Source organism: Bordetella flabilis, assembly GCF_001676725.1.
GTDB lineage: Bacteria > Pseudomonadota > Gammaproteobacteria > Burkholderiales > Burkholderiaceae_B > Bordetella_C > Bordetella_C flabilis.
The window spans coordinates 3,719,326-3,731,946 of record NZ_CP016172.1; the positions used below are offsets into that span (position 1 = coordinate 3,719,326).

At 67.3% G+C, this 12,621-nt stretch carries 12 protein-coding genes; 7 read left to right on the forward strand and 5 right to left on the reverse strand.

From position 1 onward, the window contains the following. Positions 1-125: 125 nt before the first annotated feature. On the reverse strand, positions 126-842 hold the full coding sequence (locus tag BAU07_RS16310; protein WP_066659598.1) for a GntR family transcriptional regulator: 717 nt from the start codon (positions 840-842) through the stop codon (positions 126-128). A gap of 149 nt (positions 843-991) precedes the next feature. Between BAU07_RS16310 and BAU07_RS16315 the strand changes: the two genes are divergently transcribed. Together BAU07_RS16315 and BAU07_RS16320 are read left to right on the forward strand one after the other, a co-directional pair. Further along, the gene (locus BAU07_RS16315) at positions 992-1,438 is read left to right on the forward strand and encodes a carboxymuconolactone decarboxylase family protein (RefSeq protein ID WP_084025828.1); all 447 of its coding nucleotides are present in this window, start codon (positions 992-994) and stop codon (positions 1,436-1,438) included. A gap of 70 nt (positions 1,439-1,508) precedes the next feature. Then, a complete protein-coding gene (locus BAU07_RS16320) occupies positions 1,509-2,318 on the forward strand; it encodes an amidohydrolase family protein (RefSeq protein ID WP_198168809.1) in 810 nt (269 codons plus the stop codon). On the opposite strand, the gene BAU07_RS27180 is transcribed toward BAU07_RS16320, so the two are convergent. Beyond that, positions 2,306-2,494, reverse strand: a complete 189-nt coding sequence (locus BAU07_RS27180) for a hypothetical protein (protein WP_157122266.1) — start codon at positions 2,492-2,494, stop codon at positions 2,306-2,308. The genes BAU07_RS16320 and BAU07_RS27180 overlap by 13 nt on opposite strands. A gap of 4 nt (positions 2,495-2,498) precedes the next feature. Here BAU07_RS27180 and BAU07_RS16325 point away from each other — a divergent pair, with 4 nt between their 5' ends. Continuing rightward, positions 2,499-3,476 carry a Bug family tripartite tricarboxylate transporter substrate binding protein gene (locus tag BAU07_RS16325; RefSeq protein WP_066659600.1) on the forward strand — a complete coding sequence of 326 codons (978 nt, stop codon included), beginning with the start codon at positions 2,499-2,501 and terminating at the stop codon, positions 3,474-3,476. A gap of 54 nt (positions 3,477-3,530) precedes the next feature. On the opposite strand, the gene BAU07_RS16330 is transcribed toward BAU07_RS16325, so the two are convergent. Continuing rightward, positions 3,531-4,346 carry a siderophore-interacting protein gene (locus BAU07_RS16330; protein ID WP_066659601.1) on the reverse strand — a complete coding sequence of 272 codons (816 nt, stop codon included), beginning with the start codon at positions 4,344-4,346 and terminating at the stop codon, positions 3,531-3,533. Then, positions 4,343-4,969 carry a PadR family transcriptional regulator gene (locus tag BAU07_RS16335; RefSeq protein WP_066665493.1) on the reverse strand — a complete coding sequence of 209 codons (627 nt, stop codon included), beginning with the start codon at positions 4,967-4,969 and terminating at the stop codon, positions 4,343-4,345. Before BAU07_RS16335 ends, BAU07_RS16330 begins: the two co-directional genes overlap by 4 nt. Before the next feature lie 364 nt (positions 4,970-5,333). Here BAU07_RS16335 and imuA point away from each other — a divergent pair, with 364 nt between their 5' ends. The 3 genes from imuA (at position 5,334) to BAU07_RS16350 (ending at position 10,680) form a co-directional block, all read left to right on the forward strand. Beyond that, the gene (gene imuA, locus BAU07_RS16340; protein ID WP_066659602.1) at positions 5,334-6,059 is read left to right on the forward strand and encodes a translesion DNA synthesis-associated protein ImuA; all 726 of its coding nucleotides are present in this window, start codon (positions 5,334-5,336) and stop codon (positions 6,057-6,059) included. After that, on the forward strand, positions 5,989-7,464 hold the full coding sequence (locus tag BAU07_RS16345) for a Y-family DNA polymerase (protein ID WP_066659603.1): 1,476 nt from the start codon (positions 5,989-5,991) through the stop codon (positions 7,462-7,464). The genes imuA and BAU07_RS16345 overlap by 71 nt, the downstream gene beginning before the upstream one ends. Before the next feature lie 63 nt (positions 7,465-7,527). Further along, the gene (locus tag BAU07_RS16350) at positions 7,528-10,680 is read left to right on the forward strand and encodes an error-prone DNA polymerase (RefSeq protein WP_066665494.1); all 3,153 of its coding nucleotides are present in this window, start codon (positions 7,528-7,530) and stop codon (positions 10,678-10,680) included. A gap of 132 nt (positions 10,681-10,812) precedes the next feature. Here BAU07_RS16350 and BAU07_RS16355 read toward each other — a convergent pair whose 3' ends face one another. Continuing rightward, positions 10,813-12,135, reverse strand: coding sequence for a tetratricopeptide repeat protein (locus tag BAU07_RS16355; protein ID WP_066665495.1), 1,323 nt, complete (start codon positions 12,133-12,135; stop codon positions 10,813-10,815). A 241-nt stretch (positions 12,136-12,376) separates the two neighbouring features. On the opposite strand from BAU07_RS16355, the gene BAU07_RS26885 reads away from it, so the two are divergent. Further along, entirely contained in the window at positions 12,377-12,577 is a 201-nt protein-coding gene (locus BAU07_RS26885; protein ID WP_198168810.1) for a hypothetical protein, read from the forward strand. Positions 12,578-12,621 lie beyond the last annotated feature (44 nt).

Genomic DNA, 12,621 nt, shown 5'->3' on the forward strand with positions numbered 1-12,621 from the left:
TGTCTTTCCGCGCGCCACGAGGCATGTGGCCAATGGCCCTGAAGAAAGCCGGGAAAAGCAGCGCTCCGGATCAGTTGCGCTTACAGCTTCAGTCGGCCGCCCTTCAGGCCCATCGCGGGCGCGTCTCAGGGCGACGGGACGTCGCCCTTGGCGCCTTGGGCCTCTTCCAATATGGCCATCACATTGCGCCCGGTACGCTGCAAGTGGTTGGTGAGTATGCGCGCGGCCAACGCCTCATCGCGCGCCATGGCGGCCTCGAAAATCGCATGATGCTCAGCCGGCACATTCTCGTCCGGGGCATGGGTGGCCAGGAAGAGCCGGCGGTAGCGGTCGCTCAGGTCGTGCAGGGTTCCGCAAAAGCGCAGGAGCAAGGGCATGCCGCACGCGGAGAACAAGGTCAGGTGAAAGGCGCGGTGCGCCTTCTCCCAGCCGTCGGCCCGCTTGCCATCGCGCTCCAGCCGGCTCAAGCGGTGGTAGGCCGCGGCGAGGCTGTCTTCCCAGGTTTCGTCGCCATGGCGCAGGGATTCGACCAACGCCATGACCTCCAGCTGCGTGCGCAGCCGCGTGACTTCGATCAGGTTCTCCGCCGACACGGGCGCGACGCGATAGCCGCGCTGGTCCGTGATCTGCACCAGGCCTTCCGCCGCGAGGCGGGTCAAGGCCTCGCGCAAGGGGCTCAGGCTGACGCCGTACTGCCGTCGCAGATCGTCCAGGCGCAACTTCGCCCCCGGCGCGAAACTGCCTTCGAGGATGGCGGCGCGCACTTGAATGGCCACGGAGGCGGTCAGCGAAGGGCCGACCTCGGCGTGCGGCTCCGTGGGCGCTTGCGGCAGGGTCTTCATGTGCGGGGTGGGTAAGGCATGGCGGGATTCTACTGCTTCGGACGACTAATCGATATACTCGTAAAAATCGATTTTCCTGTTGACTTCGATTTCCACTTGGCTAAAGATGGGCGCTCCCGCCGCAAGGCCGCCGTACACAGGAGTGCTTCATGTCCGCAGCCCGCATCGACCTCGACATCGCCCGCCAGGCCATGGGCGCCCCGCACGACAGCATGGGCGAACTGGCGCAGTCATACCGGGCGCTGCTCGGCTATCTTCCGCCACGCGTCGAATCGCGCCTGTCGGTTACCGGCGCGCTCGATCCCAAGCTGGTGCGGATGCAGGAAGAGATACGCGCCCACGCCATGAACCCGGCCTGCTTCGATGCCAAGACCGCGCAACTCATGATTTTCGGAATGCTGATGGTCGAGCTGAGCGATGCCGCCACCATTCATGGCATCGCGGCGCGGCGAGCCGGCGCAAGCTGGGAAGAGATGCAGGCCGTGGTCAGCATGGCCTATCTTTTCCGGGGCGTGTCGGCCGCCAACCGCGGCGCCGAGATCCTGGCCCGCATCGCCGAGCGCGAGGCCCAGGCCACCGCCGGCACGTCGAACTGAACCACACGGGACGCTTGCCATGCACGCCTGCCCCGGCCCAGACCGCAATACCCGCAAGCCACGCTTTCGCATGCCACCCAATGCCTGCGATTGCCACGCCCATATCTTCGGCCCGGCACACCGGTTTCCATATTCGCCCCAGCGCAGCTATACCCCGGAAGACTGCACGGTGGAGGATTACGAGAAACTGCTTGCCACGCTGGGCATCGACCGCGCCGTCATCGTGCATGGCGGCGCGCACGGCACCGACAATGCCGCCACGCTGGACGCGCTGCGCCGCATGGGGCCGCGCGCACGCGGGGTCGCCGTCATCCCGCCAGGACGGCCGCTGGCCGAGCGCGAGACCATGCATCGATTGGGTATGCGGGGCTACCGCATGTCGACGGTGGTGGGCGGCGGCGTGGGCTTCGACGCCTTCGACGCCCTGGCCGGGGAAGCGCGCGAAATGGGCTGGCACCTGGTCCTGCATTTCCGCAATTCCGCTGAGCTCGTCGAACTGGCGCCGCGCCTGCGGGCGCAGCAGGTCGATGTGGTCCTGGACCACCTGGCGCGTATCCGTGCCGAGGAAGGTGTCGACAGCCCGGCCTTCCATGCGTTGTCGGCGCTGATGGACAGTGGCCGCGTATGGATCAAGCTGGCCAGCCTCTATCGGTTGTCGAACGAACCTTATCCGCATGCGGACATGCTGCCCATGATCCATGCCGTCGCGCAGCGCTGGCCCGATCGCATCATCTGGGGCAGCAACTGGCCGCATCCGATCTGCGACGTCGCCATGCCGAACGACGGCGATCTGGTGGACCTGATCCCGCTGTGGGTGCCGGACGCGGCGGTGCAGCAGAAGATGCTGGTGTCCAACCCGGCCGCGCTTTACGGGTTCTGACGGCGGCCGCGGGGGTATCGGCCGCGCGATGCGGCAACGATATCGATATCGACATCGCGCTCCGCAGCGACACCCTCTACAGCGGCATCGCCAACAACAACAACAACAACAACAACAACAACAACAACAACAACAACAACTTCAACGACATAGAAACACAGGAAGGACGGAGACAAACACATGTTCAAGCAACTACGGTGCGCGGCGATGGCCGCCATCCTGGCCGGGGCGCTGCCCGCCATGCCGGCGCTGGCGGCCGAGCCCTACCCCGCGCAGACCATCACCATGATCGTGCCTTTTCCGCCCGGCGGCACCACCGATGTGGTCGCGCGCGTACTGGCGGAAAAACTCGGGCCGATCCTGAAGCAAACGGTGATCGTGGAAAACCGCCAGGGCGCGGGCGGCAATGTGGGCGCGGCGTATGTCGCGCGGGCCAAGCCGGACGGCTATACCCTGCTGGTGTCCAGCGCCGGTCCGTTGAGCATCAACCAGCAGCTGTATGCCAGCCCCGGCTACGATCCCATCAAGGATTTCGCGCCGGTATCGCTGCTGGCATCCGTGCCCATCATGCTGGTGGCCAACGTGAACGCGCCCTTCAAGACGGTGCCCGAACTGATCGCATACGCCAAACAGCATCCGGGCCGTGTCGCCTATGGCTCGCAGGGCAGCGGGACCACCAGCCACCTGACCATGGAATTGCTCAAGCTGGATGCCGGCGTCGATATGCAGCACATACCGTATCGCGGCAGCGCGCCCGCCGCCACGGACCTGATCGGCGGCCAGATCCAGGTGATGTTCGACAACTCCCCCACCACCTATCCGCAGGTCAAGGCTGGGACGATGCGGCCGCTGGGCGTCGCCTCCACGCAGCGGCTGCCCAGCATGCAGGATATCCCCGCCATCGCCGAAACGATTCCGGGGTTCGAATCCGATGCCTGGTTCGGACTGGTGGCCCCGGCCCGGACGCCGGCCGATGTCATCACCAGGTTGAATGCCGCCGTGCGCCAGGTACTGGCAGACCCCGCCGTGATCGCGCGCTTCAAGGAAGTCGGTGTCGATCTGGTCAGCGACACGCCGCAGGAGTTCCAGCGCTTCATCCAGGCTGAAGTGGAGAAGTGGGGCAAGATCATCAAGGCGACGAATCTGAAACTGGGGTAGGCAGGGCCTTGGACCAAGCTGGCTGGAACATGCCGTCGGCCCGCAGGCAGGAACTCAATCGTCGTGCGTTTCGTGTACCGCCGCGGCCCCGCGCTTCCAATAGCTGGATGCCCGGATGCGAGACTTGTCGACGCCGCGTTCCTGCACCATCACCTGCCGCACGGCGCGGGATGCGGCGGACTCGGCCGCGGCCCACACGTATCCTTGGCCTGGCGGCAATTCGACCTCGCGGCATGCCTGTTCCAGCAGGGCAGCATCGCCCGCTTCGGCGCCGTTGCGATGCAGCCAGCGCACGCTGATGCCGTCATGCGCGTCCAGCGGAAGCTGGGCGCTTGCATCGGCGACCTCCAGCAGCGCAATGGCGCGCGTGCCGGGCGGCAATTCTTCGAGCCGGCGCGCGATGGCCGGCAAGGCGGTCTCGTCGCCGACCAATAGATGCCAGTCATAGCCGGTGGGCACCACGAAGGAGCCGCGCGGGCCGCCCACGCCGATGTACTGGCCGGGTTGCGCCTGCGCCGCCCACGTCGAGGCCGGGCCGTCGCCATGCAGGACGAAATCGATATCGAGTTCGTTGGTATCCGCATCGTAGCGACGCGGTGTGTAGTCGCGCGCGGCCGGGCGCGGCACGCCGGGCGGCATCGTGATGCCGTCGGGCCCCGCCGTGGGCAGGACGGGGCGGACCTGCCCCGGACCCGGGAAAAACACCTTGACGTGATCGTCGAACGAGGCCGAGACAAAGCCGCGCAAGTCATCGCCCGTCAGGGTGACCCGCAGCAATTGGGGAGACAGGCGTTGCGTGCGCAGGACTTCGAGCATGCGCATCTTCAATTCATGGCGCACGCGTTGTACGGCAAGATCGGGTCGGGTCATTGATTGTTCTCGATGTCGGCAAGCGCGCGGGCCAGGATGGCGGCGATACGGCGTTGCTCGGTGGGACTGGCGTCGGCACGCTGCATCAGGGCCTGCTTCAGCGCCTGGCGGACCTGGACGTATTCGGGCACCCAGCCGGTGGCCAGGTCTTCGCCTTCGGGACCGGTTTGCAGCGGTTCGCCCGACCAGGCCCGGCGCATCCATTCCATCTTGCGCGAGATGTGCTTGAGCTTGGCGAACAGCAAGGCCAGCCGGTCGCGGTTGGCGTCCAGGTGGGCACGGCCGGCGTCGGACAGGTGATAGCGCTTCTTGCTGCCTTCCAGCTCGACGGTGGCGTAGCCGAGTTCTTCCATATAGGTCAGCGCCGGGTAGACCATGCCGGGGCTGGGTGTATAGAACCCGTTGCTGAGCCCGCCCAGGGCCTTGATCAGCTCGTAGCCGTGGCTGGGATTCTTTTCCAGGATGCCGAGCAGCATCAGTTGCAGGTCGTCCGCGCCGAATTTGCGGCCACGCGTCCAGCCGTGACCGTCGCCCGCGTCGTCGTCCCCTGAATGGCCATGGTGGCCGTGCCCACCGCCCCGGCCGGGACCGGGGCCGGGGCGGCCCATGGCCTCGTGACGCATGCGCGCCGGATGGGCGCCATACGGCCTTGGAAAATGATGCATGAAATGCATGCTGGCTCCTTGTCTGGCTATGTATCGTACGATCTATATCTTAAGATCTATATCGTACGATATACACCAGTGCCTGTAGTGTCAACGGATTTTTTGGCATCCCTTCGCCTCGTGCATGCCATGGCGGGAACCGCCGCATGACCGCCCTGGCCGGCGCGCGAGCAGGGATTCACTTCCAGGGGAACTGCGCTGTGGGGGACCGATTCCCCTGCCTGGAGGAAAGGCCAGCGCGCTTTTTTTACTGTATATTCATACAGCATAAACTCCTCGCCCGGCGCTCACCCGCCGGGCGTTTCCGCCTTATTCCCACCCCATGCCGACGCCCGCCGTCCTGCTGCCCGAGCAAATCCATCCCGCCCTATGGCGGGGGACGCAGCTCGCCCACGCCGCTCGGGCCGTGGTGCCGACCGGCCATGCGGAACTGACGCGTGAACTGCCTGGCGGCGGCTGGCCGTCCGGCGCGCTGAACGAACTCCTGCTGCCCCGGCCTGGCATCGGGGAGATGCGGCTGCTGCAGCCGGCCCTGCGCACGCTGGACGGCCAGGGCAGCATCGTGCTGGTGCAACCTCCCTGCATTCCCCATATCGCCGCCTGGCGCAGTTGGGGTCTGGATCCGGCACGGCTGCTGTGGGTGAACCCCGCACGGCCCGCCGATGCCTTGTGGGCCGCGGAACAGGTCTTGAAGAATGGCAGTTGCGCCGCCCTGCTGTGCTGGCTGCCCCAAGTCCGGCCGGAATCCCTGCGGCGGCTGCACCTGGCCGCGCAAGGCGGGCAGACGCTGTTTTTCTGCCTGCGTCCGGCCCGCGCGGCCGGCCAGGCTTCGCCCGCACCGCTGCGGCTGGCGCTGGCCTCGACCCACGGCGGATTGAAGGTGGACATTGTCAAGCGCCGCGGACCGGTCTGCGGCCATTCCCTTTTCATCGCGCTGGAAACGCCCCGGCCCGCGCGTGTCATCACGACTCCTGCCCATGCAACTCTGGATCGCCGTCTACCTGCCGCGGCTGGCGCTGGACGCCCTGCACCCGCCCTGGCCGCTTGACGCCACGGCCTGCGCGGTGGTCGAGCACGAATGCGTCATGGCCCTGACGCCGGACGCCGCACGCCATGGCATCAAGCCGGGCATGCGCCGCGCCGGCGCCTCGGCCCTGGCGCCGCACGCCATCCTGCTCGATCGCAATGTCGCCGCCGAACAGGCCACGCTGGAAGGCGCCGCCCTGGCCCTGCTGCAATACACGCCAGAAGTCGCCCTGGGTGGACCGGACAGCCTGTTGATGAACGTCGGCGCCAGCCTGCGCGTGTTCGGAGGACCGCGTGCGCTGGCGCGCCGTGTCGACGCCACCCTGCGGGCCTTGCAACTGCAAGCCCGCCTGGGCATGGCCTGCACCGCCGGCGGGGCGTGGCTGCTGGCTAGCCGCCCCGATGCGCCCGTGAGCCGTACCGGCCCCCGCCATGCCCTGGCCTTGCCCCGCCTGGCGCGCCGCCTGGATGCCCTGCCCTGCGCCTTGCTGCCGCAGGCACGGCCTTACCTGGACTGGCTGCACGGCATCGGGTGCCGCCAGCTGGGCATGCTGCGCCGCTTGCCCCGCGCGGGCTTGCAGCGCCGCTGCGGACCCGCGCTGCTGAAGGTGCTGGATGCGGCCTATGGCCACGCGCCGGAAGTCCATGCCTGGGTGGTGGCGCCCTTGCGATTCCAGCGCCGTTTCGAATTGATCGAGCGCATCGAGCATACCGACGCCGTGCTGGCGGTGGCCCGCAAGCTGGTGGAACAAATGAGCGGCTGGCTGATGGCGCGCCAGCGCGCCGTGCCGCGCCTGCGGCTATTGCTGGAACACGAACGCGGCCGCCACGCCTGTGCGCCGACGCCGCTGGAACTGACGCTGGCCGAACCGGCCTGGCAGCCCGCCCACCTGCTGGGCCTGCTGCGCGAACGCCTGGGGCGCATGACATTGCAGGCGCCCGTTGTCGCCGTGGTGCTGGATGCGCCGGACACCGTGCCCCAGCCGGCCGCCAACACCACGCTGTTTCCCGAACCGGGCCAGGCCGTGGTCGAACGCGCCCGCCTGCTGGACCTGCTCACGGCGCGCCTGGGGGCCGACCGGGTGCTGCGCCCCCATCCCGCGGCCGACCATCGGCCTGAAGTGGCCAACCGCTGGACGGGCGTACACGACAAAACCCCTGGCGCCGAACCCATGCCGGAACTGGACCGGCCGTTCTGGCTGCTCAGTCCGCCGCAGCCCCTGAAGGTGCGGCGGGACCAGCCCGTGTATGGCACGCCGCTGACCCTGGTGCGCGGGCCGGAACGCATCGAAAGCGGCTGGTGGGACGAGGCCGCCGCCGTGCGCGATTATTTCGTGGCCGAGGACGCGGGGGCGGCCCGCTACTGGATCTATCGCGAACGCGGCGCGGCGGACCCGCGCTGGTACCTGCACGGGCTGTATGCCTGAATCGCCATGTACCCAAGCGACGACGACATCGAATACATCCCTGCCCCGGGCGCCGCGGCCGATATGGCGGCCATGCCCGACAGCGGCTTGCCGGAATACGCCGAACTGGCGTGCATGACGAATTTCACCTTCCTGCGCGGCGCATCGCACGCGGAAGAACTGGTGGAACGCGCGGCCCAGCTGGGCTACGCGGCGCTGGCCATTACCGACGAATGCTCGCTGGCGGGCGTGGTGCGCGCGCATGTGGAAGCCAGGGAACACAAGCTGCCCCTGATCATCGGCAGCCATTTCGAACTGGCGCGCGATGACGACGTGCCCTTGCGCCTGATCCTGCTGGCGCAGACCCGCGAAGGCTACGGCAACCTTGCGGAATTGATCACCCTGGCGCGCACCGGCACGGCAAAGAAAGGCTCGTATCGCCTGACGCCATCTGACCTCGAACAGCCGCCGGTGGATTACGCCCATCTTCGCGGGATACCCGAATGCCTGGCCATCCTCGCCCCGCCGCACGGCATAACGGCCGGCCAGTTGGCCGCGCAGGCGCAATGGCTGGCGCGGGTCTTTCCCGAACGCGCCTGGATAGGCTTGAATCTGCAGCATCAATCCCGCGACGACCTGCATCGCGGCGTGGTGGAAGACGCCGCAGTGGCCTGCGGACTGCCCGTGGCGGCGCTGGGCTGGGCCGAAATGCACGTGCGCTCGCGCAAGCCGCTGCATGACACGCTGACCGCCATACGCCTGGGCAAACCCGTGCATGAATGCGGCTATGCGCTGGCCGCCAATGCCGAACGGCATCTGCGCTCGCGCCTGCAACTGGCCCGCCTCTATCCGCCCGAGGCATTGCGCCAGACCCTGGACATCGCCCGCCGCTGCACGTTCAGCCTGGACGAGCTGCGCTATGAATATCCCGATGAAATCGTTCCCCCCGGCATGACGCCGGCCTCCCACCTGCGGGCTGAAACCTATGCGGGCGTGCGGCGACGCTTCGGCGCGCAACCGCCGGCCAATGTGCTGGACCAGATCGAACGGGAATTGGCGCTGATCCAGGAACTGCACTACGAAGCCTATTTCCTGACGGTCTACGACATCGTGCGCTTTGCGCGATCGCAGGACATCCTGTGCCAGGGACGCGGGTCGGCCGCCAACTCCGCGGTGTGCTACTGCCTGGGCATCACGGAAGTCGACCCCGCGCGCGGCAATACCTTGTTCGAACGCTTCATCAGCAAGGAGCGCAACGAACCGCCCGACATCGACGTCGACTTCGAGCACCAGCGGCGCGAGGAAGTCATCCAGTACATCTACGAAAAGTACGGCCGGCCACGGGCGGCGCTGACGGCGGTGGTCATTACCTACCGTCCGCGCAGCGTGCTGCGCGACACCGGCAAGGCGCTGGGCGTGGATCTTGCCATCGTGGACGCGGTGGCCAAGGCACATCAATGGTGGGACGATCGCGGCGGACTGCTGCGCAGCTTCGAAGGCTGCGGACTGGACCCTACTTCGCTCGTCGCGCGCCAGTGGGCGGCCCTGGCCACGCAGTTGATGGGCTTTCCCCGCCATTTGTCGCAGCATCCCGGTGGCTTCGTCATCGCGCGCGGCAAGCTGTCGCGCCTGGTACCCATCGAAAACGCGGCCATGCCGGGCCGCAGCGTGGTGCAGTGGGACAAGGACGACCTGGACGCGATGCGGCTGCTCAAGGTCGACGTGCTGGCGCTGGGCATGCTGTCGGTAATACGCCGCGCGCTCGACCTCGCCTCGCAGCGGCGCGGCCAGCCGTTTGCCATGCAGGACATTCCGCCGGACGACAAGGCCACCTACGACATGATCTGCGAGGCCGACACCGTCGGTGTATTCCAGATCGAATCGCGGGCGCAGATGACCATGCTGCCGCGGCTGAAGCCGCGCGTGTACTACGACCTGGTGGTGGAGGTGGCCATCGTGCGGCCGGGACCGATCCAGGGCGGCATGGTGCATCCCTACCTGCGCAGGCGCCAGGGACTCGAACCGGTCACCTACCCCAGCGGCAAAGTGCGCACGGTGCTGGAACGGACGATGGGCGTGCCCATCTTCCAGGAGCAGGTCATGCAGATCGCCATGGTGGCGGCGGGGTTCACGGGGGGCGAGGCCGACGAGCTGCGCCGCGCCATGGCGGCCTGGCGGCGCAAGGGCGGCGTCGACAAGTTCCGCGTCAAGCTGGTGGGCGGCATGCTGGCCCACGGCTATACCAAGGAATTCGCCGAGGCAATCTTCCGGCAGGTGGAAGGCTTTGGCGAGTACGGCTTTCCGGAAAGCCACGCCGCCAGTTTCGCGCTGCTGGCCTATAACAGTTCCTGGCTCAAGCGCCACGAACCCGAAGCCTTCCTGGCGGCGCTGCTGAACTCCCAGCCCATGGGGTTCTATGCACCGGCGCAATTGATCCAGGATGCGCGCCGCCACGATGTGCGCGTCCTGCCGGTGGATGCCTGCGCCAGCGAGTGGGAAAGCATCCTGGACTTCAGCCACGGCCCGCGCCCGGCGGTGCGGCTCGGAATGAGCCTGGTCAAGGGCATGTCGCAGGCCGTGGCCGAGCGTATCGTGGCCGCGCGCACGCAACAGCCTTTTGCCCATACCACCGACCTGGCGCGGCGTGCCGACCTCCGCCGGCATGACCTCGATGCGCTGGCCGCCGCCGATGCCTTGCTGACCCTGGCCGGCCATCGCCGACAGGCGCGCTGGGAAGCCGCCGCCGGGGCGCCGGCCAAGGGCCTGCTGCGCGATGCCCCCATCCTGGAGTCCGACAGCCCCCAACTGCCCGCGCCCACCGAAGGACAGACCATCTCCGACGACTACCGCTCGCTGCAATTCACGCTGCACCGCCATCCCCTGGCGCTGCTGCGGGACAAGCTGAAGGCGCGGCGGTTCGAAACCGCGGAAACGTTGAACGGCTACCCCGACCGGCGCGTGGCACGCGCCTGCGGGCTGGTCACCGTGCGCCAGCGGCCGGGCACATCCAACGGCACCATCTTCGTTTCCATCGAGGACGAAACCGGCGCGGTCAACGTGGTCGTGCGGCCGGAACTCATCGAGCGGCAGCGCAAGGAATTGCTGGGCGCGACATTGCTGGGCGTCTATGGCACCTGGCAGAACGTCAGCAATGTGCGCCACCTGATCGCGGCCCGCCTGGTCGACCTGACGCCGCTGCTGGGAAAACTGTCGATCGGCAGCCGGGATTTCCATTGATGTCCGGCACTTCCCATTGGCGTCGGGCATCCCGGCGCCCTGCATGCACGGCCCGGATAACGAAGCCAGGCATCCCCGCGCCATGCATACCCGCACGGCGCGCATGCCCCCGACTGGCAATAACCACTAGTACTACAGGTCCGCCGCGCGCGCCGCCAGGCGGCGGTTGCCCTGGCTGGCCGGCTTGAGCGCCATGCGCTCGGCGGTCAGGGCCTTGGCCAGGTTGCGCGCGCCGTCGCGCAGCGCGGCTTCGATCAGCGTCAACACCAGCACGTCGCGCTGGGCATGGCTGCCGCCGAAGCGATGCGTGATCAGCCGCAGATCGCGCAGCAGCGCCACCGTGCGGCCATAGTCCTCCTGCACGAAGGCCAACAGGGCATGGGCCACGGGAAGCCCGATTTCGCGCGTCATCATGGCGTTGGTCCCTGCGCCTTGCGCGGCGGCCTCCATCGTTTCGATCAGGGCGCGCGCCGCCTGGCTGTCGCCCGCGCCGAGGTAGGCCATCAGGGCATGTACATCATTGAACGCGTAGTACCCCGCGCCGCCGCGTGCCTGCCACACGCCGGCCAGATCGCGCCACCTCGGCGTGACGTCCAGCCCGCGCAACATCAAGCGCCACAACATCGCCGAAGCGTCGATCAGGTCCAGCACCTGGCCCGCTGCCTCCTCGCGCAGACGCTGGTCGTACATCGCCAGCACCTGCTGCACCTCGTCGTGGTCCAGGTGAAACAAAGCCAGGTGCCACCAGTTGTGCACCGCCATCATGTTGTCCGACGCCCAATCGTCGCGCCGCGAGGTCAGCCATGCAATCCCATCGTCGATGCGGCCCTGCATTTCCATCACATGGGCCACGGCGTGTATGGCCCAGGGGTCGCGCCGGTTCATGTCGAGCGCACGGCGACCCTGGGCCTCGGCCTCTTCATACAGATTGGTTTCCTCCAGGCCGAACGCATGCATGCCCAGCACATAGCCGAAGTCCGGCATGCGGATGTCCCAGGCCGGCAAAATACCGGCCACGCGGTCGCGCAACATGGCGGAGCGCCCCAGCAGGAAATCGCCGATATGGCCCACCTGCAGCGCCAGGGTGTCGCGCGGATGGTCGATCAGGATGTCCGCATAGCGCCGCAGCGACATCTCCAGGTCGCCATCCAGCCAGGCGCGGGCCGCGGCGGTATGCCGGCGTTCGCGCTCATTGGCGATGGCATGCAGGCTTTCCGCGGCCTGTACGCTTTCGCGCAGCATGGGCTCGACGCACTTGTCGCTGGCGGTGATCATCATGCCGGCGCGCATGACATGGCCCATCACGAAGGCCGGATCCTCGGCCAGGGCCGCATCGATGACGCCAAGCGGATCGCCGTAGTACCCATGCAGCAGCGACTGGGCCGCTTCATAACGTTCGAGCGAGCGCGGATTATGGGTGGAGACGGGGTTGCCCCGCGAGTCGGTCAGCGCCATGGCGTTCCCCCTGATCGACGGGCCCACACCGAGGACGGCGGGCCATCCGGAGGATGACAGCATGGTTTGTCGCCGGCCGCAATATCGATAAGGCTTAGTCCCGGTCTACACCTTGATGAATGCTCAAGCACGAGCCCCAGGGCACAGCAATTGCTGCCCACCCGTGCGGACTCGTTCCGCCCTATATATCCGCCGTTTGGTGTTCACTTTGGCGGCAATGTCCATGCATGAGGAGCCCGTAATGAACCAGCAATCCAACCAGCAGGGCCAACGCCAACAAGACCAGCAAAAACAGCAAGATCAACAGGGCCAGCAAGGCCAGCAGCCCAACCAGAACCAACAGCGTTCGCAACAGCAGCAGCAGCAGCAGCAGAACCGTCCCGGCCAGCAGCAAGGGGGCCAGCGTCCGGGCCAGGAGTCCGGATCCGGTCAGAAACGCTAGGCTGGCGCCCGCGTTGCGCAAGGTCCGCCCCGGCGGACCTTGCT